Origin of the sequence: Martelella sp. HB161492 (assembly GCF_013184775.1) — a bacterium.
Lineage (GTDB): Bacteria > Pseudomonadota > Alphaproteobacteria > Rhizobiales > Rhizobiaceae > Martelella.
This window is the reverse complement of record NZ_JAATVV010000016.1, coordinates 49,903-74,349: the sequence shown is the minus strand read 5'-3', so window position 1 is coordinate 74,349 and position 24,447 is coordinate 49,903. Positions and strand designations below refer to the sequence as shown.

The window sequence follows — 24,447 nt, the reverse complement described above, 5'->3', positions numbered from 1 at the left end:
TCGAAAGCCGGTTCGAGTGCCGTTCTCGGCGCGAAAGGGCTGATTTTGGTAAAGTTCCACCGGTCGGGCCAGCAGGGCCGCCCCGACGGTATCCGTTCGTTGTGCTGCGGACCCTGGCAGACGCCCATGCGGCCGCCTGCCAGGGGAAAGGTCAGTTCGCCTTGTACTGGCGGTCATAGGCTTCCTGCATGGCACCGATCACCTTGCTGTAGCCCATCCGGTCAACCTCGCTCAGATAGTTGTCCCAGTCCGCATTGATATCAGCCGAGCCGAGGATCCATGCCTGCTGCTTTTCCAGCATATAGGTGCGGATGCCCGGCCAGTACTTGTCGTAAACGGCCTGCTCGTCCGGGTTCAGCGACACGCCGAGGAACTGATCGATCAGATAGTCGCCCTCATCATAGAGCGCGATGCCGTCGAGCGCTGTCTGGTTGGTCCATTGCTCCTCATAGGCATAGTCCTGCGGGTAGCCGCGCGCCTGCAGCTGCGATCCGACGGCATAGAGCTGATTGTTGACGGGCTGGCCGTTCGTCAGCATTTCCGTGGTGAATTGCGGGTGGCCGTCGACCATGGTCCATTGCTGCCCCTCAACGCCGAAATTGGCGAGATCTTTGCCCTCGGGCGTGAACCAGAAGTCGAAATATTTCATCGTCTCTTCGGGATGCTTGTTGGTATAGCCGATCGCCCAGCCATCCGGCTTTACCGGGATGCGGCGATGTTCTTCCATCCTCACGCCGGAAACCGAGGCGGGCGGTGCCATGGCTTCCCAGTCAAATCCCGGGATCTTGTCCTTCAGCGTGTCATTGTAGCTGGCGGTGGAGGCGAACCAGTCATGGGTCATGCCACCGAGATTCTGGCCGAGAAGCGCCTCACGCGAATTGTTGCCGCGGGTAAAGATTTCCGGGTCGATCAGGCCTTCCTTGTACCATTCGGCCAGGTTGCTCATGCCGACATGATAACCCTCTTCGACGAAGCCATGATGGATTTCGCCATCCTTGACGTAGAAGTCGAACTGGGTATCAGAGCCCGAAGAACGTCCGTCCCACAGCGTGACAAGCCGGATCAGCTCGTTGAACTGGGTGGCGAAATAGGGAATTTCATCCTTCAGCCCGTTGCCATTCGGATCGTCGTTGCGGAATGCAAGCAGCACGTCATGCAGCTGGTCGACATTCTGCGGAACGTCGAGGCCGAGTTTCTTCAGCCAGTCGTAGCGGATGAAATAGCCACGGCCATATTTGCCGTCCGGCAGATAGGGAATGTAGTAGATATTGCCGTCTGACGAGGTGATCGCCGACTTGATGTCGGGATGGCTGTCCAGAAAGGCCTTGATGTCGGGCGCATCTTTGTCGATCAGGTCGTTCAGCGGCTGGAACGCGCCCTCGGGACCATATTTGTCAACCTGCGGCTTGATGCCGGCCATGCCGACAATATCCGGCATCTTGCCGGATGCGAGCAGCAGGTTCAGGGCTTCGTCGGAATTGTCGCTATTGGAGCCGACCGTGGCATTCTTCAGATAGATGTTGGTCATCTGGCGGGCTGCCTGCTCCACCGGCCAGTCCTCATTATAGCTCGTATAGCGCTTGTGATGCATATGGATCGTCAGCTCGAGCGGCTTGTCCACGATCGGCAGCTGAAGCAGGCCGGAACCATCCTGGGCAAGTGCTGGAATGGTGGCGAGGGTCAGGCCGAGCGCCGTTGTTGCAAGTATGAATTTTCGCATAAATTCCTCCCATAATGGCTGATGCGAAGCGGGTTATTCCTTCACGCCTCCCAGAAGGATGCCCTTGTTGAAGTACTTCTGGATGAAGGGATAGAAGATCAGAACCGGGATGATGGAGCAGACGATGATCGCGGCGGTGACCGTTTCGACCGAATAGGGGGCGCTCAGCAGCGTCGCGGTAAACTGGTCATCATCCGAAATCGCGGCGATGGTCTGGCGCAGATACACCTGCAGCGGAATCTTGCCCTCGTCGGTCAGAAGCACCATGGCCCAGAAGAAGCCGTTCCAGCGGGCAACGACGCAGAACAGCGTCACCGTGGCAATCGCCGGCTTCGACAGCGGAATGAAAACCTTCCAGAGGATCTGAAATTCATTGGCGCCATCCATGCGTGCCGCTTCTTCGAAGGATTGCGGAATATTCTCGAAGAAATTGCGCAGCAGGATGACGTTGAAGGCGGAAACGGCAAAGCCGATGATGATGCCGAAATAGCTGTCCAGCAGTCCCAGGTCCCGCATGTTGAGGAAGAAGGGGATCATGCCGGCATGAAACCACATGGTAAAAGCGACCATGAGATTGAAGAAACGCCGGCCGAACAGCTTGCGGCGCGACAGGGCATAGGCGCCGGGGATGATGATCACCAGCGACATCGCCGTGCCGCCGATCGTGTAGATGAAGGTGTTGAGATAGGAACGCCAGAATTCCGGCTCGGCGATAACCCGCTCATAGGCTGCGAGCGTCAGTCCGACCGGCGTCAGCACGACCTGGCCGGCGCGGGCGGCAAAGCCGGAGGAGAAGGACAAAGCTGCGATATAGATGAAGGGATAGAGCGTCGACAGGGTGAAGATCGCGATCAGCACCATGTTGATGACGACAAAGAAGCGGTCGCCCTTCGAATAGAGGTTCATATTGGCTTGCATGTGCGCGCTCCCTACCAGAGCGAAGTGCCGGAACGGCGCTTGGCAATGGTGTTGGCCGTCATCACGAGCACGAAGGCAACGACAGCGTTGAAGAGGCCGGCCGCTGCGGCGAGATCATATTGTCCGCCCTGCAGGCCCTGTCTGTAGATGAAGGTGTTGATGACATCGGCGGTCTCGTAGGTCGCCGGCTGATAGAGCAGCAGGACCTTCTCGAAGGATACTTCGAGCAGATTGCCGATGCGGATGATCAGCATGATGATGATGGTCGGCATGATGCAGGGGAGCGTGATGCGCCACATCATCTGCCAGCGCGATGCGCCGTCAACCACGGCGCTCTCGTAAAGCGAGGGCGATATGCCGGCAATCGCCGCCAGGAAGACGATCGAGCCGAAGCCGGATTCCTGCCAGATGCCGGAGGTGATGAAGATGGTGCGGAACCATTCCGGTTTGGTGAGGAAGTAGATCGGCTCGATCCCGAACCAGCCGAGTATGGTGTTGATGATGCCCGCCGACGGCGACAAGGCGGTGATGATGATGCCGGCGATGATGACCGTCGAGATGAAATGCGGCAGATAGACGATGGTCTGCGACGTGCGCTTGAAACTCTGATGCAGCACCTCGTTGAACATCAGTGCCAGGATGATCGGCATCGGGAAGCCGAACAGCAGGCTGTAGAAGGACAGAATGACCGTATTCTTGAAGGCGCGCAGGAATTGCGGGCTGTCGAACAGGGTCTGGAAATGTTCGAACCCGACCCAGGGGCTGCCGGAAATGCCGCGGAAGACGCTGTAGTCCTTGAAGGCGATCTGCAGCCCGTACATGGGCTTGTAGAGGAAAAGCAGCAACCAGATGATCATCGGTGCGAGCATGAGATAGAGCTGCCATTCCCGCTTCAGGTGATCGGATATCCGCTCGAAGCGTGTCATCGCGACCTCCTTCAGGCCAGAACCGGCGCATCGAGCGCCCGTCCCGTCTTGGCATCGAAGATTTTGATGAGATGCGGCGGGAAGTAGAAGGTGTCCACCCCGCGAAGATGATCGATGCGGCCATGCGTTTCCACCTTGGCGACAAAGGGAACGCCGCCGACATGGGTGTGCAGCAGTGCTTCGGAGCCGAGCGTCTCGACAAGGTCGAGCTCGATCGCGATAGCGCTGGCATCCGCCGTCCCGTTCAGCAGGACATGTTCGGGCCGGATGCCGAAAATGATCGGGCGACCCTCGGCGTCTGCGAGGTCCGGCAGCTGCGGCAGGCGGATGCTGCCGCCGTCGAACTTGGCGGCCAGTCCGTGCCCGTCCTTGGTGATTGTTGCCGAAATCTGGTTCATCGGCGGCGAGCCGATAAAGCCGGCGACGAATGTATTGGCCGGATTGTTGAACAGGTCCATCGGCGCGCCGATCTGCTCGATAATCCCGCCATTCATCACCACGATCCTGTCGGCAAGCGTCATGGCCTCGACCTGATCGTGGGTGACATAGATCGAGGTGACGCCGAGCCGGTTGTGCAGGCGCTTGACCTCGGCACGCATCTGGGTTCTGAGCTTGGCGTCGAGATTGGACAGCGGCTCATCGAACAGGAAGACATCGGGGCGCCGGACAATGGCGCGTCCCATGGCGACGCGCTGGCGCTGGCCGCCCGACAGATCGGCGGGGCGCCGCTCGAGATAGGGGGTGAGGCCGAGCACTTCGGCAACCTCGGCAACGGTCTTGCCGATCTCCTGCTTGGGCGTACGCCGGATTCTGAGCCCGAAGGCGATGTTCTCGGCCACGCTTAAGTGCGGATAGAGCGCATAATTCTGGAACACCATCGCGACGTCGCGATCCTTGGGCGCCACGCGGTTGACGATGCGATCGCCAATCTTCAGCGTCCCGTCAGAGATTTCCTCCAGGCCGGCGATCATGCGCAGCGTTGTCGATTTGCCGCAGCCGGACGGGCCGACCAGAACGACGAATTCCTGCGGCTGAATTTCCAGATTGATGCCGGGGATCACCGTCAGCGCACCATAGCGCTTGACGATCCCCTCCAAATATACCCCAGACATTATTCCTCCCGTTTATTCTCGCCGCCGGCTATTTCCTCTGGCCCTGTAACCTGGCGGCAGCATTGTTGAGGGTTTCGATGTGTTCGATCAGGCCCGGCTGGCGTGAGAGACTTTCGATCTCCTGGCCCAGCGAGCCGATATGGGCAACGAGGGCGGCTTCGGCATCGGCAGGGTTGCCGCGCTCGATGGCCTCGATGATGGCGATGTGCTGATTGATGACATGCGGACCGCGGCGGATATTGTAGAGCCGCTTCAGATGACGCACCCGGATGACATCGGACTGCAATCCCTTGACCGTCTTCCAGACGCCGGCAACGCCGGCAAGTTCGTAGAAGGCCCGGTGCAGATCCTCGTCCAGCTCGAAAAAGGCGACGAAATCGCTTTCCTCCAGCGCCTTTTCCTGGGCTGCGAGGATGCCGCGCAACGTCGCGCGGGTGATATCAGGTGCAAAATGGGCACGCTGTGCCGCCTTGCGCACGGCGCCGATCTCAAGATTGAGGCGAATGAAACAGGCTTCGAGAAACCGGTCGACCCGGACCGGTGTCACATAGGTACCGCTCTTCGGCACGATGTGGACAAGCCCGATCTCCTCCAGACGGATCAATGCTTCGCGAACTGGCGTCTTAGATGTCAGAAACGCCTCGGCCACCTCGAGTTCCGAAATTTGCTGGCCCGGCAAAAGTTTCAGACTGACAATGAGCTCTCGTAATATCTCAAATATCTGAGTAACTTTGCTATTATCGGGATCAATCCTGACATCACGCAGCAACTCAACGATTGGAATCAGTTTAATATCTGGTTTTTCAATAGTTTGAGTTACCATGGCAAAATCCCTCTCATCGCCAAGTTTGTAAAACTAGTATCTCAGAATGATCAGGCTGACCAGTGGTGAAATCTGACGGACTGCGTTTTCCTGCGCGAAATCGTAAATTTCCTTGATGTTTTTCAAGATGGCCGATGCGGATCATGCCCCTTGCAACCTCAGACTGATATCTCAAGCCTATTGCGTGGCGTTTCTCGTGGGTGTTGCCGTAGCGCCGATTTTAATAATCATACAATATGTTTTAAATTCGCTAATTGTCCAGAGGAAATTCGTTCCGAACAGCTGTTGAAAGCGCAGGGAGACAGTGAGGCAGTTTGCGGGAATCTGATGAACGATGGATAAGAGTCCAGAAAAAAGCCTTGTAAAACAATAAAAATGAGAGCTGTTTTCGGGCGTTTCGCCATGGGCATCTCTGTTGCTGGACGCGTATACGCATTGTCCTTCCGCTGCTCATATAACCCTATTGTATTATAAATACCCTGGTGCTATCCGTTTGCAGACAACAAAAGTGACCGGGAGTATCGCAATGCAGAATTTCGCGTGGAATTTTCCAACCAGACTGACCTACGGGCCGGGTCGGCTGAAAGAGATCGGCTCGATCGCCGCCGGCCTGGGCAAGAAGGCCTTTCTGGCGACCTATGCGCCCCATCCTGCCTTTACGCCGACGGTCGAGCGTGTGGTCGCCTATCTCCGCGAGGCCGGCATTGACGTCGTCACCTTTACCGGAATCGAACCCAATCCGCGGGTGGAGACGATCGACCGGGCCATTGCCCTGTTCAAGCAGGAAAATTGCGATCTCGTCGTCGCTCTGGGTGGCGGTTCGGTGATCGACGGTTCGAAATATATCGCCGCCACCTCCTATTCGGGCGGTTCCTGCTGGGACTATGTCGTGCTCGGCGAGCGGACGCCGCGCGAATATACCGGCGCCTATCCGATCATCTCGATTCCGACGGTTGCCGCTTCCGGATCGGAATGCAATGCCGGGGGTGTTCTCACCAACTGGGAGACCAAGGAGAAGAGTTTCTCGCGCTCGGAATATCGCATTCCCAAGGTCGCCATCGTTGATCCCGAGGTGCAGGCCACGCTGCCTGATCTGATCACGCGGGAGAGCTGTGTCGACATTTTCTCGCATCTGGTCGAGCACTATCTTTCCTCAGACGGGCAAAGCGGCTTTGCCGACCGCATGACCGAAGGGATGATCCTCAATCTGATGGACAATTTCGACCGCATCATCGCCGATCCTTCGGATCTCGAGGCGCGTGGCGAACTGGCGCTCTGCTCGATCTTCGGCTGGTCGGGTCTGCAGGCGCTCGGCCGGCTCGGCTCGATCCCGATGCATTCCATCGAGATGGCGCTGAGCGCCTATTATGATATGCGCCATGCCCGCGGCATGGCCGTGATCATTCCGCCCTATCTCGAATATTTCGCCGATGTCAGGCCCGATCGCTGGGCCCAGCTGGCGCGGCGTGTCTTCGGTGTGAGTGAAAGCGATGACCTCAAGGCGGCGCATGCGCTTGCCGGCAAGGTGCGTGACTGGCTCGGCCGTACCGGCATGCTGATCCGTCTTTCCGATGATGGCATTGGTCAGGAAAAATTCGACGCGATGGCCGAGAGCGTCGTGCGCATGTTCGCGATTGCCGGAACAAGGACGATCCCGGGCTCGAAACCGATCAGCAAAGACGAGATCATTGCGATCTATAAGCTGGCGAGCTGACTGCGCTCGGCCCGGGGCGGCGGCATTGCCTGGTGCGGCCGCCGGCTTGTCGGGCCGGTCTGAAGGCGGCAGGCCATCTTCGGCCTCTTGTGCGGCGCGCAGATATGTCGCAGAGTCAATCTGCGCGCGTATCGGCCCTGAACCGAGCGATCTGGGCCATGACGTTCACGGGCGTCTCGGATGGCGGGGTGATAACGCGCTGCCGCAGGTGAACAGGCCGGGCCGGAGAGGGCATGATGATCTATATGGAACGGATTGATCCGCCCCGGCGCATGCGGCGTTTCTATCGTGTCACGGTCGAGCCGACGCTTTTCGGCGAATGGGCGCTGGTGCGCGAATGGGGCCGGATCGGCAGTTCCGGCGGACAGCGCCTCGAGCGGTGTTTTTCCGACACAACAGCCGTCGCTGCCGCGCTTGCAACAATCACCGCTGCCAAGCAGCGCCGCGGCTATGTGCTGCGCCAGAATGAGGGGGCGACCGGAGCAGGGCTGTGAATGGCAAGAGCGCCGACCTGCACCCGGCAGATCGGCGCCTTTTCGCGGCCGGATGACGCCAGGCGCAAATCCTGGCGTTGACCGTCACTCATCCGAACCGGATGGTCCGGATGAGCGCGTTCCGATCGTCTGTCACGCGGCCAGATCGAAGCGATCTGCATTCATGACCTTCACCCATGCCGCGACAAAGTCCTGAAGGAATTTTTCGGCATTGTCGTCCTGGGCATAGACTTCGGCATAGGACCGCAGCACCGCGTTGGAGCCGAAGATCAGATCCATGCGGGTTGCTGTCCATTTCACGGCGCCGGTCTGCCGGTCACAGATCTCGTAAAGACCATCGCCCGCAGGTTTCCAGACATTGGCCATATCCGTGAGATTGACGAAGAAGTCCTGCGTCAGGACGCCGGGGCGGTCGGTGAAGACGCCATGCGAGGCTCTGGCATAATTCGTGTCGAGAACCCGCATGCCGCCAACCAGAACGGTCATTTCGACCGCGGTCAGCCCCATCAGCTGGGTCCGGTCCAGCATCAGCTCCTCCGGGCTGACGGCATAATCCTTCTTCAGCCAGTTGCGATAGCCATCATGGATCGGCTCCAGCGGTGCGAAGCTGTCACCATCGGTCATGTCATCGGTTGCATCGCCGCGGCCGGGCGCGAAGGGAACCGTGACCATGAAGCCGGCGGCCTTGGCGGCCTGCTCGATCCCGACACCGCCGGCCAGAACGATGGCATCGGCAATACTGGCGCCGGCCTGTTCGGCAAGCGGGCCGAGCACGGAAAGGACGTGGGCCAGACGGGCCGGCTCATTGCCTTCCCAGTCCTTGTGCGGGGCAAGGCGAATGCGGGCACCATTGGCGCCGCCGCGCATGTCCGAGCCCCGGTAGGTACGGGCACTGTCCCAGGCTGTCGTCACCATGTCGGCGATCGAAAGACCGGAGGCAGCGATCTTCGCCTTGAGTGCATCGACATCGTAACCGGTCGGACCTTCAGGCACCGGATCCTGCCAGATCAGATCTTCGGCCGGGACGTCCGGACCGAGATAGCGCACTTTCGGTCCCATGTCGCGATGGGTCAGCTTGAACCAGGCGCGGGCAAAGGTATCGGCGAAATAGGCGGGATCGGCCATGAATTTCTGGCAGATCGCGTTATAGACCGGGTCCATCTTCATCGCCATGTCGGCATCCGTCATCATCGGATTGTGGCGGATCGAGGGATCGGAGGTGTCGACTGGCTTGTCTTCTTCGGCGATTGTCACCGGTTCCCATTGCCAGGCACCGGCCGGAGACTTGCGCAACTCCCAGTCATGGCCGAACAGCATGTCGAAGAAGCCCATGTCGAACTGGGTCGGATGGGTCGTCCAGGCGCCTTCGAGACCAGAGGTGACGGCGCGGTTTGCAAGCCCGTTCTGGTTGGGATTGGCCCAGCCAAGCCCCTGCATCTCGGGACCGGCCGCTTCCGGGTCGGGCCCCAGCGCCGCAGCGTCGCCATTGCCATGGGTCTTGCCGACGGTGTGACCGCCGGCTGTCAATGCTGCGGTTTCCTCATCATTCATCGCCATGCGGGCAAAGGTCTCGCGCACCTGGGCGGCTGTTTTCAGCGGATCAGGCTTGCCGTTCACGCCTTCCGGGTTCACGTAGATCAGGCCCATCTGCACGGCGGCCAGCGGGTTCTCCATGGTCGACGGATCATCGACATTGCCATAGCGCGCATCGCTGGGGGCGAGCCATTCTTTCTCGGCGCCCCAATAGGTGTCCTTTTCCGGCGCCCAGATGTCTTCGCGGCCAAAGGCGAAGCCAAAGACCTTCAGGCCCATGGATTCATAGGCAATGGTGCCGGCAAGAATGATCAGATCGGCCCAGGAGACCCGGTTGCCGTATTTCTTCTTGATCGGCCAGAGCAGGCGCCGCGCCTTGTCGAGGCTGACATTGTCCGGCCAGGAATTCAGCGGTGCAAAACGCTGGTTGCCCGTGCCGCCGCCGCCGCGGCCATCGGCGAGGCGATAAGAACCGGCCGCATGCCAGGCCATGCGGATCATGAGTCCGCCATAATGGCCCCAGTCGGCCGGCCACCAGCTCTGGCTGTCGGTCATCAGGGCATGAAGATCTTGCTTCAGCGCGGCGACATCAAGCTTGAGCACTTCCTTGCGGTAATCGAAAGCCTTGCCGAAGGGGTCGGTCTTGGTGTCGTGCTGATGCAGAATGTCAAGGTTCAGGGCATTGGGCCACCAATCCATGACCGAGGCGCTGGAAGCCGTGTTCGCGCCGTGCATTACCGGACACTTGCCGGCACTCTTGGTTCCATTTCCGTCCATGCTGTCTTCCTCCAAAATGATGCATCGACCTGAAACGATCGTGCATTCAGGCAGATCAAGCATCAACCGCCAGTCTGAGACACGTGTGATGCTTTCGCTATGCTTTGGTTCGAATGCGTTAACACTGTATCACAAGGCCTGTTCTTCATGTGACGCTTGTCTGCTTTTACGCATTTCTTCGTTCGCGGGCAGAATAGGGAGAAGCGCCGATAATCTCCAATCGCATTTTCTATCGATTTCGATAATCTCAGATTATTATAGCCGGTTTGGCGATGTCATCGCTGGCATTCGCAATGGCAGCACCGGGGCTCAAAGACCATGCTGCCATGCGGAGGCCGGAAGACGGACGCTGCGGCGCGAAGCTATCGCGCCGATGCCGTGCTGCGGCTCTTCTGCGCGGCGGCCGCAGGCTTGCGGGCAAAGGATGCCGCCGGCGAGCGCGCCGGGAGCGTGCGGGAAACGCTTCTGGCTTCCTCACTGTCGACCCAGCGCGCAATGGCTTCCAGGCCCGACTGGAGATTGCGTTTCAGCGCGTCCGTCATCTCGCCGTCAAGGCAGCAGCCGTCGCTGATCGACTGCCAGTCAATGCCGTTACGCTTCTTCGGCGGGCGCTGGCGGCAGGTGATCAGATGGGTGAGATAGGGTCTGATATTGTCGAGGGTCTGTTTTGGCACGAGCGGTGCGATGCGGAGATTGCAGAATTCGGCGATTTTACGCTGGAAGTGAAGGGATGCGGCAGTCTGGGTTTGCATGTCAGTCTAGATTTCATCATCGTTGCCGGCAAAAGTGCCGGGGAGTGGCCTGCTAAAGCCATATGGTAAAGGAAGCCTGAATTTCTCTCCGATCACGCGGCGGAGAGCGAAATTTGCCGCCATTATTGTTTCAATCGCGAAGCCGCTGTCGACGGCGCCCAACACGGACATTTTGCCAATGATTGTCGTACCATCGGATCCTGGCCATCCCGACGCCCTGGCCCTGATCGAAACATTGTCTCTGGTGTTGCGTGAGATCACCGGCGACAGCGGTGAAAGCTCTTTCGATGTCAGGGATGTCAGTTGTGCGCGCGCGCTGTTCGTGATCGCCAGAGACAAGGACGTGCCGGTCGGATGCGGTGCGATCAGGCCGATCGCAGACGATACCGCGGAGCTGAAGAGAATGTATGCTGAAGCCGGCTGCGGCGCGGAAATCCTGCATTATCTGGAAAATGCTGCCCGTGACTTCGGCTTTTCCCGGATCGTTCTGTCGACCCGCATCGTCAACCGTCGTGCCGTGGGCTTTTATGCGAGGCACGGCTACCAGCGGATCGCCAATTTCGGAAAATATGCTGGCCGGTCCGAATCAGTCTGCATGGAGAAATGGCTGGCCGGTTGTCAGATCTGAGGCGGCGCTGTCTTCCGGTTCACTTCCTCTGCAGCGTGTTCTGGTCGATCATGCAGTCGGTGGAGATGTCGTAGGCTGCCGCGCCCAGCGCGCGGGCCACGGCACCAAAATGCCCGGCGCTGATCTCCGGCCGGGAAACGCCCTGCAGGTCGAGCCGGCCCATCTGTCTTGTCACCTCGTCAACGAGGCGGGTACGGATGCCTTCGGGAAAGGCGCCGTCGATGATCACCGCTTCGAAATCGATCACCGCAAGGGTTGAAACGATCGCATGGCCAAGGCTGCGCCCCGCCCGGGCGATCCAGTTGCTGACCAGCGGCTCGAATTGCTGCCAGTCCGGATTTTCGACATAAAGCGCGTCGGGATTGCCGCCGGACGCGGCAATCTGGCGTTCCAGAACGATAAGCGACGCATGGTCGATCAACCGGTGGCCGCCCGGCTCGTCGGGGATCCGCAAGGGGCCGAAACCGCCGGAATTGCCGTTGCGTCCGGTAAAGACACCGCCATTGAGGACTATGCCGCCGCCGATGAATGTTCCCGCGAAGAAATAGATGAAATCCTGCTTGTGGGTCTGCGGTCCGAACACGAGCTCGCAACGGCAGGCCGCCGTGCCATCATTCTCGCAGATGACGGGGCCGGGAACGAAGCCCTGCAGCGCAGAGACGATATCGAAGCTGCGCCAGCTGCCCATCTCCTGGCGCGGGGCATCGAAGATATCGCGCCAGTGCCAGATTTCCGACGGCATGGCGACGCTGAAGCCGGAAATCTCTTCGCGCTTCTTGTGCGCCGAGCGCAACAGCGGCGCAAGATTGGTCTTGACGAAATCGAGCAGTCCTTCCGGCGTCGGATAATTGTGCTGCCGGTTTCGCCGTGCGACCACGGCGCCGGTGAAATTGGCGATCACCATGTCGAAACTGCGGCGACCAACCTTCAGACCGATATAATGCCTTGCATCGGGATTGAGGCACATGGGCACGGATGGCTGGCCGACGCGCCCGCGAATGGGTGTCCGGCGCAAAAGCAGCTGATCGGCCTCCAGCGCATTGAAGATGACCGAAACGGCGTTGGGTGAAAGCCCGGTGGCGCGTGTCGCCTCTGCCTTGGTAAGCGCGCCATACTGACGGACAAGATGCAGGACCAGACGCTCATTGAAGCCACGCACCGTCGTCTGGTTCGATCCCCTGATCGGCGTCGAAAGCAGGCGGTCTTCTTTGTCGGCTGCGTTCATTATCGTTTTTTTCCAATATGTTGGGTTGGCCTGACCGGGCGCCAGCGAGACGGCTCGCGCGTGCCCGGATCATAGGGCTGCTTCACGGGCTGCACAAGATATTACGGTGCGCGTCAGCTAATTAATATTTCATTCAAAAGTTTTTATTGACAGTTTTTCTGCTTCAACCTAGCCTTGCTGCAGCCTTCGCGGCAGGGAGGAGACTGTCCGGCGAATGGGATCAGCAGCGGTGAGGAGACCGATCTGGATGATCTCTCGGACATTAAATACTTCCCTATGAAATATTAATGTCCGTGCGGGCGGAAACCGATATGGGAGAGGATCATGAAAATTCTGAAACTGGCTGCTTTCAGCCTGATGGCATCCCTTGGTGCAGCCGGCGCGGCTTCCGCGCAGGGCAGTGCATGCCTGATCACGAAAACCGACACGAACCCCTTCTTCGTCAAGATGAAGGAGGGCGCGACGGCACAGGCCAAGGCCATGGGCATTGAGCTCAATACCTATGCGGGCAAGATCGACGGTGATGTCGAGACCCAGATCGCGGCGGTGGAGACCTGCATCGCCGCCGGTGCCAGCGGCATCCTGATCACGCCGTCCGACAGCCGCGCTCTGACGCCGGTGATCAAGGAGGCCAAGGATGCCGGACTTCTGGTGATCGCGCTCGACACGCCGTTTGAACCCGCCGATGTTGCCGATGCCACCTTTGCCACCGACAATTTCAAGGCTGGTGAACTGATCGGCGAATGGGCGCTGGGCACGCTCGGCGACAAGGCGGGTGATGCCCGAATTGCCTTTCTGGATCTCAATCCGTCGCAGGTTTCCGTCGATTATCTGCGCGATCAGGGCTTCATGAAGGGGTTCGGGATCGACATCAAGGATCCGACCAAGATCGGCGATGAAGATGACAAGCGGATTGCCGGACATGATGTGACGGACGGCAATGAAGAGGGGGGCCGGCGGGCGATGGAAAACCTGCTGCAGCAGGACCCGACCATCAATGTCGTCTACACGATCAACGAGCCTGCGGCGGCCGGCGCCTATGAGGCGCTGAAGGCGATGGGGCGCGAGAAGGATGTCATCATCGCATCGGTCGATGGCGGCTGCCCGGGGGTCGAAAATGTCAAGGAAGGCATTATCGGCGCAACGTCGCAGCAATATCCCCTGCTGATGGCCTCCAAGGGCATTGAGGCGATTGCCGCATTCGCTGCTGACGGCACCAAGCCTGAAACCACGCCGGGTCTCGACTTCTACAATACCGGCGTCAACCTGGTGACCGACAAGCCCGTCGACGGCGTGCCGTCGATCTCGGTTCAGGAAGGCCTCGACAAGTGCTGGGGCTGATGCCTGAGCAGCAGACCGGATGCCCGCAGGGCATCCGGCAGTCATTCATGTCCGGCGTGGGAAGATGCCGGCCCGGTTTCACAGTGGGCTTTGGATATGCCCCTTCGGGGATAGAAGCATGAGCGAGCAGAACACAAAGACGGCCGGAAGCGATTTTGAGGCGAGCCTGGCCGAGAGCAACCGCGATCAGGTCCATTTCGATGATGATGCGCCGACCGCCATTGACCGGCTGCGCAACCTTCTGCACGGCAATCCGACGCTGGTGCCGATTATCGTTCTTCTGGTCAGCATCATCGCTTTCGGTTTTGTCGCCGGAGAGCGGTTCTTCTCCCCCTTCAATCTGACGCTGATCATGCAGCAAGTGTCGATCATCGGCATGCTGGCCGCGGCGCAAAGCCTCGTGATCATCACCGCGGGGATTGATCTCTCTGTTGCGGCGATCATGGTGCTGATGGCCGTCATCATGGGCAATCTCGCCGTCTATCTTGGTGTGCCGGCGCCGCTGGCCATTGTTGTTGGCTTCGTCGGCGGTGCTGCGGCCGGTGCGCTGAACGGCTTTCTGATCACCAGGATCAAGCTTCCTCCCTTCATCACGACGCTCGGGACCTGGAATGTTTTCTACGCGCTCGACCTCTGGCTGTCCGGCGCCCAGTCCATTCGCAGCCAGGATATCGACACGGCGGCCCCGGTTCTCAAATTCTTCGGGGAATCGCTGAAGATCGGCGATGCGCGGCTGACCTATGGCTCGATCCTCATGGTCGTCACCTATATCGCGCTCTGGTACATGCTGAACAAGACCGCCTGGGGCCGGCATGTCTATGCCACCGGCGACGACAAGGAGGCGGCGGAGCTCGCCGGTATCCGCACCAACCGCATCCTGATCTCCGTCTACATGATGGCCGGTCTCGTCTGTGCGCTCGCTGCCTGGTCTTCCATCGGCCGGGTCGGCTCCATCAGTCCGCAGGCCTTCTATGATGGCAATCTGCAGTCGATCACGGCTGTGGTCATTGGCGGCATTTCATTGTTCGGCGGACGCGGATCGGTCATGGGGGCGCTGTTTGGCGCGCTGATCGTCGGCGTTTTCCAGTCAGGCCTTCGTCTGGCGGGTGTTGATGTGCTCTGGCAGGTCTTCGCCATCGGATGGCTCATCATTATCGCGGTCGCGATCGACCAGTGGATCAGAAAGGCAGCCGCATGACCAAGAACGCAAAACCCATTCTCAGGGCGCGCAACATCGTCAAGCGCTATGGCCGTGTCGTGGCGCTCGATCACGCCGATTTCGATCTCTATCCGGGGGAGATCCTGGCAGTGATCGGGGATAATGGCGCAGGAAAGTCATCGCTGATCAAGGCCCTTTCGGGTGCCGTCCAGATTGATGACGGCGAGATGTATCTCGAGGATGCGCCGATCCGGTTCAGCTCGCCGCTGGAGGCCCGTGAGGCGGGTATCGAGACCGTCTATCAGACGCTTGCACTCTCGCCGGCGCTGTCGATTACCGATAATATGTTCATCGGTCGGCAGCGGCGCAGACCCGGACCGCTCGGCCGCTGGCTGCGCATGCTGGATCACAAGGCGATGGAGCAGTTTGCCCGCGAAAAGCTCTCCGATCTCGGTCTGATGACGATTCAGGATATCAATCAGGCCGTTGAAACCCTGTCCGGAGGGCAGCGTCAGGGCGTTGCTGTGGCGCGTGCCGCAGCATTCGGCTCGAAAGTCATCATTCTCGACGAGCCGACAGCGGCCCTGGGGGTGAAGGAATCGCGCAAGGTGCTGGAACTCATCCAGGATGTGCGCGCACGGGGCATTCCGATCGTGCTGATCAGCCACAATATGCCGCATGTCTTCGAAGTGGCGGATCGCATTCATGTTCATCGCCTCGGCCGCAGGCTCTGTGTGATCAATCCAAAGGATTATGCGATGGCTGATGCCGTTGCCTTCATGACTGGCGCCAAGGAACCGCCGCACATGGAGCATCTCGCCTGAAGCAGGCAGCGCATGCGAACGGCCGCAGCGGGACGCCTCCGGCGCGGCCGACGCCTGTGCTTGCGCGCGAATATGATGGCAAGAATAGAAATAGTATTAAAAAATAACGGCTTATATCAGGTGCATTGAAGAATCTGATTGTTTTATAGGGACGATGTCACAGATTTTCTCCGGAAAATTGTCGGAGAATTGAAATGCAGAAATTGACTTCGGTCAGTCGTCCGGCCGGTGTTGAGACCAGTCCGGCCCCGCCCTGTTCTGTCGGCCAGGGTGAAGACGGGCGCCGCTGCAACGCCGGAGCGGTTCCGGTGAACTCAGGAACGGCGGCGGGAGCGGCCGAACCTGGCCTCGGCGACATTCTGCGTCACATTCCCTCCTTCGAGAAATATCTGACGACGCGGGATTTTGCCGCCCTGATGGGGGCGTCGCAGCAGTTCTCCGATCCGCCAACGCGGTCCAATGAAAAGCGGCGCAATTTCGAAACTCTCTATGCGCTTGCCGCCGAGGCCGAAAAGCTCGGCTCCGGCTATCTCGGCGAGATCGTGCTCAGCGCGCTGGAAAATGCCGACGGATCCGCGCATGGCCGGCTGTCGCCGCGTGAAAAGGCCAGGGTGCTCAGCCAATTGTCCTTCCAGGCGGAAGATCCGCGTGATCGCGTGCCAGGGCTTATGCGCCGCGCCTGGGCGCTGGCCGACGATATCATGGGAAAGACCAGGCAGGGTTTAGCGCTGGAGCATAGTCCCTATGGCGGCCTGGTTCGCGGATTACAGGGCCGCTTTTATGAGAGAGATCAGGCCTTCCGTGCAGAACTCTCTGCCGCATTGACCGAGGCGCTTTCGGGCGGCGCGCGCGATGACGCAGCTCTGCTGGCGAAACACCTGCATGAAGCCGAGGGCTGGTTCGACGAGGGGTTTCTGTCCAGTTGCCTTGAGGCAGCCAGTCGCTTTTCAGGTGATCAACACCGGGAGATCCTGCAGCAGGTGATCATCCCGCAGGTGCGCCAGCGGATAAGATCGGGAGGCAATATCCCTGAGGATGAACGCGAACGGATCAGCCGGATGATCGGCGAACAGGGTCCGCAGGTTCAGCAGGACACCATAGGTCGCGTGTTCGACACGCTGGTCGGGCTTGCGGATATCGCCGACCGGGGGATCAATCCGCGTGTGCTGGAGCAGGGCCTGCTCTTTGCGTTCAACATCGCCAGGACGCTGCCGGATCCGGCCAAGACGGCTGGCCTGCAGCTCTGTGCACAAAGACTGGCCGCGTTTTCAAGCCATATCGGAAATGACGGCGCCAATGTTACGTTCCGGACGGAGATGTTCGAGCAGTTGAGGCGAGAGATCGGTGTCAATGCGGAGGACGATACTCAGCTTCGCGCGCGCAATGATGCTCTTTTCGCGGCGCTCGGGCAGTTCTGCCCAAATGCTGGATGGAATGGCGCGCTGAACTCCCTGATCATGAACGAATTCCTCGATGCGGTGACCGGCCAATTCATGCGCCCGCTCTCGGCCATCGATCCTGCTTCTTTCACGTCGGCCTTCGGACACCTGATGGGGGCATTTCCGCTCATGATCCGCTCGGCGCTGGATTTCGGCCAGCCCCTGGCGCCAGTGCTCGCGCCATCCTGCGAGCGTGTTCTTGGCTATATCGATGCCAGTGCCGAACCTTACCGGTCATTGGGGCTGGATGCATTGGCCCGTGCACTTCCTGCCGGCGCTGCGGCCGATCCTGTCGTCGACCAGATGCGCCAGTTCATTGAAGCACGCATGCCCGGCAATCCGGGCGGGCGATGTCTTTCGGCGGATGCTTTTTTCGGTGAAAATGGCCAGGCCGCCGACCATGCAGACTGGGTCAGGCTGCTGAAGAATGTCGCAGGTTTCATCGGCGATACGCATAGCCGCCGGGGACTGGACAATCTGCGGGCCGTGTTTGCGGCAGCGCCCCTCGAAGGCGATCGGCCCGATGTGCTGACGCGGGCGGAACGTCTGGAGATCCTGGCAAGGATCAGGCCAGGCTGCTTCTACCAGGAAATGAACGCAAATCCCTTCGATCAGGACATCAAGGATGGCCTCTTTGATGAGATGCTGGCGCTTTCTGACGATCTCAACAGGCCGGATTGCAGTGGGGAACCCGTGCAGGCATCGCCCTATCAGCCTCTGGCCGGGCGGCTGATCGAGCGTTGCGGCGACACGACGGTGCAGCCGCTGTTTACCGGCGCGACGCAAGAGGCGTGGTCCCGGTTCGACAGGCTGCATGATCGCGTTCTCGCCTCGCGGGGGGATAAAGGGGCGGCGCTCGAGGCGTTGCTCACCTATCTGCGGCCGCACGAGCGCGAGCGGACAGCCATGCCGCGCTTGAACCGGCAGGCTGACAGTCTGGCAGATCTGTCAGATGCCTGCTGCCGGACGGTTCTCCCCGATTTTGTCAGATCGCTCGGTCATGCAGAAGATCGCCTGGGTGCTGACATGTCGCCGGCATGGACGGCCGTGATGGCGCGCGTTGTCAGAATAGAGGATGACGAACAGCGCGATGCCATGTTGCGGTTGATGGCGCGCAGATGGAGCCCGACAGCTCTTCCGGGTCTCCAGCAAAGCAGGCGGCTCATCGATCAGAATGATTTCTGGCTGCAGGAAGCTGACCGTCAGTCAGCACCACGGCGTCATGACTGCCTCAAGCAGGCGGCGCGCAATATCAGCCATCTCGTCGGTCTCTACAGGCGGGAGAAGCAGCAGCTGAACCGGCTTGTGAACGACGGCACTCTGGCCGCAGCGGATGCGGTTTCCAGGCAGAAACACAGCGCGCGGCAGCTGGAGGAGCGCTATCTCGATGCACTGGATGACATCATAAAGAAGGCGGTGGAATTCAAATGGGCCGGCGACGAGGCGGTCATGGCCGATCTGTTCGATACGGTGCTGGCCGAGCTTGACGACAGATGGTGCCGGACGCTGTCTCAAAGCCATCCGTTTTCCGAGACCGGCATGCGTAAGATCCTTGATCGGGCGATAACCTGCCTCGGGCCGGTGACCGTTGCCAACCAGTCCGGTGCTGCCTACCGCGCCCGACGGGCGCTGATCCGGCTGCTGCCCGTCTATGTCGGTGCCTGCGACAAACCCCAGCAGGGTTTTGACGCCTTTTCACAGCGATTGCTGCAGATGGTTGCGGGCTCGGTCGGTCCCTTCCGGTCCGCGCTCAGTCTGGAAATCCTTGATCAGGAGAGGGCGCGGCCTGCGGGGCGTGGCGCCGGATCTGACGGCCGGATGGGCTTCGACCGCACGATCGACACGCGCGCTTATGTCGATGCCGCCCGTGCGCTCCGTGGCGCTGCCGCCGGTGATGCCATCACCAGCGCCTGAGCGGGATCACCGCCTGGCGCAGCCCTGCAAGATGGGCGTCATGGCTTCGACATGGGCATCGATACGACGGCGCACTCTTTCCGGGATGGCGGCGCGTTCGGGAAGGGTCCACCAGCAATCGTTGATCTGTTCCGCCATTTCGGCAACCGTCCGCAGCACGGCGGGTTCGGGCAGGCGGGCGCGATTGGCAAAGCTCTTCCAGCGTTCCACACTCAGCGCCCTGAAGCTGCGCTCGCCGCCCAGCGACAGGGCCAGCCGGTCTGCGGGAAGATAGGGCACGGTCGAAAGCACGTCATAGACCGGGGCCAGTTCCGGGCTTTTGCCTTCGCCGCGATAGATGAGGGACCAGTTTTTCAGATGCATGTCACCATTGCCGGTCAGTGCCATCATTGTCAGGCGGCGTACGAATTCCAGTCCGGCCTCCGGCGAAACCGCCATGCCGAGGGCGGCAGCGATGTCGTGATAGGCGGCGCCGTCATATTTCCGGTTGGGATAGATGCCGAAGACCTGGGCGAAATCCTCGATGTGAATGCGGTGTCCGTCGGCGCGATCAAAGCGCTTGACCAGCAGCACCCGCCCCTCCGACAAAGTGTTGAAATCCTCCGGAATGCCCTCGAAATCGGCTTGCTCCACCAGCTCGCAATCCGGCACTTCCATGCCAAGCCGGCGGGCAAGTGCCAGATTGGCATATTCATTTTCCGAGACACCGGGAAAGGCGGTGGACGGGAATTTGGCGATATATTCGCCCTCGCCATCGCCGAGCGGCACGGTCAGGCCGCCGCCCTTGCCGGTATTCTTCATCACCGAGAGCTTCATCTGGACGCCGGCCAGCGAGAAGCGGGCCCTGGGCCTTGCGGTCGCCACAGGATCCCTCACCATTGCCTCAGCTGGCAGGGCGCGGACCGCACCGGGGAGATCGGCGCCGAGGGCAGCCAGAAGATCGAAATCATTGCCCGGCCGCACGGCGCCGGCATGGTGGCGCTCCATCGCGTCACGTAGACGGTCTTCCGGCAAGAGATTGGCGAAAAACGGTGGCAGCGCACCCGCAAGCGGCTTCGGGTCTCGGCGCAGGCCGCCGGAGGCCGCGCGGAAGGACAGGCTGAGAACCGGGAAGCCGCCCGTTGCCCGGTAGCCGGCGTCGAAATTGAAGGCGTTGAAATCACCCGGCGTCCGAACGATGGTGCCGACCGGCAGTCCGTTGAGCGAGATGGTGAGCGCGCTGATGTCGCGTGCTGGCCTCGGCGTTTCAGCCATTGTCATCCTCGTCGGGCAAGGCAAGGAAGGCCGGGCGGTCGTTGTCGTCATCGGGCTCGATCAGGGCCAGGACAGCGGGGACGACAGCCTGCGGAACCAGCATCATCTCCAGCCCCAGCGCACGGGCGACATTGATCAGCGTCGTCGTCCGTGCCGCCGCAGAGCCCGTCTCGATATCGCGGTAGCGCGGGCGCGATATGCCAGCGCGGCTGGCCAGCGCTTCTTGCGTTAGTCCGGCCGCCAGCCGTGCTTGTCTCAGCGTCTCGCCGATGCTGTGAAGAACATCAGAATCTGTTTTCATGACGATACCTATAGGGATCATGAGGCAATGATATGATCCGCATACATATCATGCCATAATGGATAAACGTTGTGAAGATATGAAAACAGATCAATCATGCGAAAAATGATACGGAAACGGCCCTGTCGCAAAAAAACAGCTGGCAAAGAAGGTCCCTCGTTCTCTGCTGTCTGGCGTCATCAGTCGGACGATGGTGCGTGCGGCTGGCGCATCTCCGAGGACGGAGGAAGGCCGGGCCATGCGGCAGGAACGGTCGCAGCTCAACAGGGTGGCGGATATCGAGCGGCCGTTGCAGATCCTTCAGGGGGCCAATGATCCGCCTGTCAGGCAGGCGCAGTCCGATCGGTGGCTGAAACTGACGGAGGCACCGGGCCCGTCCGGGTCCGATGCCTCCGTGTCATTTGCGAAAGGCGCTGTTCAGGTGGGGGGCGAAGCCCGGCCCGTGGACAGGATCGGGCTTCGGCCCTCGTCAATCTCGCGGCTGGCGATCACGCTGTAACCGGCTGATCGTGACGAAGAACAGCGGTACAAAGTAGATGCCGAGGATGGTGGCCGCCAGCATGCCGCCGACAACACCGATGCCGATTGCGTTCTGTGCCGCGGAGCCTGCCCCGGTTGCCATGGCCAGCGGCAGTACGCCGAGAACGAAGGCAAGCGAGGTCATCACGATCGGACGCAGTCGCATGCGTGCGGCCCGTGTCACCGCTTCAACAATGCTTAGCCCCTGCTGCCTCAGGTCGCGGGCGAACTCGACGATCAGGATCGCGTTCTTCGCCGTCAGCCCCATCGTCATCAGCAGGCCGACCTTGAAATAGACGTCATTTTCCTGGCCGAACCCTTTGGCAAAGAGCAGCGCTCCGAAAATGCCGACCGGCACGGCGAGAATGACCGCAAACGGGATCGACCAGCTTTCATAAAGCGCCGCCAGGCACAGGAACACGACAACCAGCGATACAGCGTAGAGCAGCACTTCCTGAGAACCGGCCAGCCTTTCCTGATAGGACAGGCCGGACCACGAGGCGGTGTAGCCACCGTCCAGCTGGCTGACCAGCCGCTCGGCCTCATCCATTGCGTCGCCCGAACTGCTGCCATCGGCGGCAGAACCGTTGATGGCAATGGCGGCGGTTCCGTTGAAGCGCGCAAGGGAGGGTGAGCCCTGAACCCATTCGGTCGAGGTGAAGGCGGAGAAAGGCACCATCTCGCCATCGCTGTTCTTGGCCCACCAGAGATCGATGTCGCCTGGCTGCATCCGATAGGGCGCGTCGCCCTGAACATAGACCGGCTTGATCTCGCCATCATAGACAAAGTCATTGACGTCGGTTCCCGAAAACACCGTCGTCACCAGACTGTCGATGTCGGAGAGATCGACGCCAAGAGCGGTTGCCTTGTCTTCATCGACATTGATCTTCAGCTGGGATTCCAGTGTACGGGTGTTGCCGCGGATATTCTCGATAACCGCGTTGCCCTTAGCGTTGTCGGCCAGCTGATTGCCGGCAGCGCGCAGCGCGTCCCGCCCCTGATTGCCCGTATCCTCAAGATACATCGAGAAGCCATTGGTCTGGCCCAGCCCCTGAATAGCGGGCGGCGCCACGACGAATACATTGGCATCACGGATCTTGGCGAAAGCGGCCGAGGCACGCTGCATCACCGCCGAAGCCGAGAGGCTGTCATCCGTGCGCTGGTCGAAATCCTTGAGCCGGACAAAGGCCTGAGCCTGATTTTCCCCTGAACCGCCAAAGCCGAAACCAAGTGTCATAAACACGCTTGCGACGGCGTCGCTTTCCTCGTTCAGGAAGTAGTCCTCGACGGTCTTGATGACCGCTTCCGTGCGGGCGGCATTGGCGCCGTCGGGCAATGTGATCTGCGTCATCAGCACGCCCTGATCCTCTTCCGGGAAAAAGGAGGTCGGCAGTTCCCGGTAGAGCCCGAAGGCTGCGACCAGCAGAATGGCGAAGACCAGAAACATGCGCAGCGGACGAACGACAAGCTTCTCAACCGTTGTGGCATAGCGGCCGGTCAGGCGAGAAAAACCCCGGTCGAACCAGCCCAGCCAGCGGGCGAAGAAACCGTCATGGGTGGGGCGCAGCAGAAGTACGCAGAGGGCAGGGGTCAAGATGATCGCGACAAGCACCGAGAGCAGCATGGCGCTGGCGATCGTCACCGAGAACTGGCGGTAGATCACACCGACCGAGCCCGAGAAGAAGGCCATCGGAATGAAGACGGCGGTCAGGACCAGGGCGATTCCGATCAGCGCACCGGTAATCTCGCCCATGGATTTTTCCGTGGCTTCGCGCACCGGCAGCTTTTCATCACGCATGATGCGCTCGACATTTTCCACGACCACAATGGCGTCATCGACCAGGAGGCCGATTGCCAGAACCATGGCAAACATGGTGAGCATGTTGATGGAATAGCCGAGAAGGGCGAGAACCCCGAACGTGCCCATGAGCACGACGGGAACAGCGATCATCGGAATGAGGGTGGCCCGGAGATTCTGCAGGAACAGCAGCAGGACCAGAAAGACGAGGATGATGGCCTCAATCAGCGTGTGGACCACCTTCTCGATCGAAAGCTCGACGAAGGGCGTGGTCTCGTAGGAATAGGCGATTTCCACCCCTTCGGGAAGCGAGCCGGCAAGACTGTCGAGCTCTGCATGAACAAGCCCCGCCGTGGTGATGGCATTGGCGCCCGATGCAAGCTGAACGCCGAAACCAGCGGCCGGCATGCCGTTATAGGTCGAGCTCTGGCCATAGCTTTCCAGCCCCACCTCCACACGCGCCACATCGGCGAGCCGGACAATGGATCCGTCGGATTCCGTCTTGAGAATGATCCTTTCGAACTGATCGGCCGAGGTCATCTGCGTGCGGACAATGAGACTGGCCTTCAGCTGCTGCCCCTTGACCACCGGCGTCGAGCCGATCGAGCCTGCGGCAACCTGAATGTTCTGGGCGCTGATCGCCGATGTCACATCACTCGGCACCAGCTGATATTTCTGCAGCGCCTTGGGATCCAGCCATATCCGCATCGCATAGCCGGAGCCGAAGGACTGCACCGAACCGACGCCGTCCAGCCGCTCGATACGGTCCTCGATCTGGCTGGACATGATGTCCGCCAGCTGATCGGAAGAGTAACGGCCGTCGCGCGAGATGATGTTGCCGATCATCAGAATGCCGGAAGGCGAACGGTTGACAGAAACGCCGGCATCGATCACCGCATCGGGCAGCTGGCTTTCGACGCCGGAAACCTTGTTCTGAACCTGAACCTGCGCCAGATCCGGATCCACGCCGTTTTCAAAGGTGAGCGTGATCGATGCCGAGCCTGTGCTCGAGGTCGATTCCATGTAAAGAAGACCGTCGAGACCCGTCATGGCGCTTTCGATTTTCTTCGTGACCGAGTTTTCGACGGCTTCGGCCGTGGCACCGGAATAGGTGGCGCTGACGCGCACGGTTACCGGCGCGATGTCAGGATACTGGGAGATCGACAGCGAATAGATCGCCATGACGCCCGCCAGCATAGTGCTGATCGCCAGAACAATGGCGAAGACGGGGCGGGCAATGAAGAAGCTCGCAAGGGCATTGCGGCGGGACATCGGG

The 24,447-nt window shown here is 60.1% G+C and carries 19 protein-coding genes; 8 read left to right on the top strand and 11 right to left on the bottom strand.

Annotated features, from left to right (window positions below):
* Positions 1–151: 151 nt before the first annotated feature.
* The 5 genes from HCK86_RS21580 to HCK86_RS21560 are packed head-to-tail and all read right to left on the bottom strand — an operon-like array spanning position 152 to position 5,499.
* Positions 152–1,720: an extracellular solute-binding protein gene (locus tag HCK86_RS21580; protein ID WP_176086560.1), complete on the bottom strand. Its 1,569-nt coding sequence runs from the start codon at positions 1,718–1,720 to the stop codon at positions 152–154.
* 33 nt (positions 1,721–1,753) lie between these two features.
* Positions 1,754–2,638: a carbohydrate ABC transporter permease gene (locus HCK86_RS21575; RefSeq protein ID WP_176086559.1), complete on the bottom strand. Its 885-nt coding sequence runs from the start codon at positions 2,636–2,638 to the stop codon at positions 1,754–1,756.
* A gap of 11 nt (positions 2,639–2,649) precedes the next feature.
* On the bottom strand, positions 2,650–3,564 hold the full coding sequence (locus HCK86_RS21570; RefSeq protein WP_176086558.1) for an ABC transporter permease subunit: 915 nt from the start codon (positions 3,562–3,564) through the stop codon (positions 2,650–2,652).
* A gap of 11 nt (positions 3,565–3,575) precedes the next feature.
* Entirely contained in the window at positions 3,576–4,676 is a 1,101-nt protein-coding gene (gene ugpC / locus HCK86_RS21565) for a sn-glycerol-3-phosphate ABC transporter ATP-binding protein UgpC (RefSeq protein WP_176086557.1), read from the bottom strand.
* A gap of 28 nt (positions 4,677–4,704) precedes the next feature.
* Complete coding sequence (locus HCK86_RS21560) at positions 4,705–5,499, bottom strand: GntR family transcriptional regulator (RefSeq protein WP_176086556.1); 795 nt, start codon at positions 5,497–5,499, stop codon at positions 4,705–4,707.
* Between the two features lie 526 nt (positions 5,500–6,025).
* Between HCK86_RS21560 and HCK86_RS21555 the strand changes: the two genes are divergently transcribed.
* Together HCK86_RS21555 and HCK86_RS21550 are read left to right on the top strand one after the other, a co-directional pair.
* A complete protein-coding gene (locus HCK86_RS21555; RefSeq protein ID WP_176086555.1) occupies positions 6,026–7,213 on the top strand; it encodes an iron-containing alcohol dehydrogenase in 1,188 nt (395 codons plus the stop codon).
* A gap of 233 nt (positions 7,214–7,446) precedes the next feature.
* Positions 7,447–7,707 (top strand): WGR domain-containing protein, encoded by a 261-nt coding sequence (locus HCK86_RS21550; RefSeq protein WP_176086554.1) that lies wholly within the window; start codon positions 7,447–7,449, stop codon positions 7,705–7,707.
* Positions 7,708–7,839: 132 nt separating this feature from the next.
* Here the strand turns inward: HCK86_RS21550 and katG are convergent, their stop codons facing one another.
* On the bottom strand, positions 7,840–10,017 hold the full coding sequence (gene katG / locus HCK86_RS21545) for a catalase/peroxidase HPI (RefSeq protein WP_176086553.1): 2,178 nt from the start codon (positions 10,015–10,017) through the stop codon (positions 7,840–7,842).
* 362 nt (positions 10,018–10,379) lie between these two features.
* Positions 10,380–10,769, bottom strand: a complete 390-nt coding sequence (locus HCK86_RS21540) for a hypothetical protein (RefSeq protein ID WP_176086552.1) — start codon at positions 10,767–10,769, stop codon at positions 10,380–10,382.
* A gap of 178 nt (positions 10,770–10,947) precedes the next feature.
* Here HCK86_RS21540 and HCK86_RS21535 point away from each other — a divergent pair, with 178 nt between their 5' ends.
* The gene (locus HCK86_RS21535; RefSeq protein WP_176086551.1) at positions 10,948–11,397 is read left to right on the top strand and encodes a GNAT family N-acetyltransferase; all 450 of its coding nucleotides are present in this window, start codon (positions 10,948–10,950) and stop codon (positions 11,395–11,397) included.
* A 19-nt stretch (positions 11,398–11,416) separates the two neighbouring features.
* Here HCK86_RS21535 and HCK86_RS21530 read toward each other — a convergent pair whose 3' ends face one another.
* Positions 11,417–12,622, bottom strand: coding sequence for an ROK family protein (locus HCK86_RS21530; protein WP_176086550.1), 1,206 nt, complete (start codon positions 12,620–12,622; stop codon positions 11,417–11,419).
* Between the two features lie 357 nt (positions 12,623–12,979).
* Between HCK86_RS21530 and HCK86_RS21525 the strand changes: the two genes are divergently transcribed.
* The 4 genes from HCK86_RS21525 (at position 12,980) to HCK86_RS21510 (ending at position 19,299) form a co-directional block, all read left to right on the top strand.
* Positions 12,980–13,963, top strand: a complete 984-nt coding sequence (locus tag HCK86_RS21525; protein WP_246739726.1) for a sugar ABC transporter substrate-binding protein — start codon at positions 12,980–12,982, stop codon at positions 13,961–13,963.
* Positions 13,964–14,081: 118 nt separating this feature from the next.
* Positions 14,082–15,161: an ABC transporter permease gene (locus HCK86_RS21520; RefSeq protein WP_176086548.1), complete on the top strand. Its 1,080-nt coding sequence runs from the start codon at positions 14,082–14,084 to the stop codon at positions 15,159–15,161.
* Positions 15,158–15,946, top strand: a complete 789-nt coding sequence (locus HCK86_RS21515) for an ATP-binding cassette domain-containing protein (protein ID WP_176086547.1) — start codon at positions 15,158–15,160, stop codon at positions 15,944–15,946. The genes HCK86_RS21520 and HCK86_RS21515 overlap by 4 nt, the downstream gene beginning before the upstream one ends.
* A gap of 194 nt (positions 15,947–16,140) precedes the next feature.
* A complete protein-coding gene (locus HCK86_RS21510) occupies positions 16,141–19,299 on the top strand; it encodes a hypothetical protein (RefSeq protein ID WP_176086546.1) in 3,159 nt (1,052 codons plus the stop codon).
* Positions 19,300–19,305: 6 nt separating this feature from the next.
* Here HCK86_RS21510 and HCK86_RS21505 read toward each other — a convergent pair whose 3' ends face one another.
* Positions 19,306–20,553: a HipA domain-containing protein gene (locus HCK86_RS21505; RefSeq protein WP_176086545.1), complete on the bottom strand. Its 1,248-nt coding sequence runs from the start codon at positions 20,551–20,553 to the stop codon at positions 19,306–19,308.
* Positions 20,546–20,854: a helix-turn-helix transcriptional regulator gene (locus HCK86_RS21500; protein WP_176086544.1), complete on the bottom strand. Its 309-nt coding sequence runs from the start codon at positions 20,852–20,854 to the stop codon at positions 20,546–20,548. The genes HCK86_RS21505 and HCK86_RS21500 overlap by 8 nt, the downstream gene beginning before the upstream one ends.
* A 238-nt stretch (positions 20,855–21,092) precedes the next feature.
* On the opposite strand from HCK86_RS21500, the gene HCK86_RS21495 reads away from it, so the two are divergent.
* Positions 21,093–21,353, top strand: a complete 261-nt coding sequence (locus HCK86_RS21495; RefSeq protein WP_176086543.1) for a hypothetical protein — start codon at positions 21,093–21,095, stop codon at positions 21,351–21,353.
* On the opposite strand, the gene HCK86_RS21490 is transcribed toward HCK86_RS21495, so the two are convergent.
* Positions 21,324–24,443 (bottom strand): efflux RND transporter permease subunit, encoded by a 3,120-nt coding sequence (locus HCK86_RS21490; RefSeq protein WP_176086584.1) that lies wholly within the window; start codon positions 24,441–24,443, stop codon positions 21,324–21,326. The two genes, HCK86_RS21495 and HCK86_RS21490, sit on opposite strands and share 30 nt — an antisense overlap.
* Between the last annotated feature and the right edge of the window lie 4 nt (positions 24,444–24,447).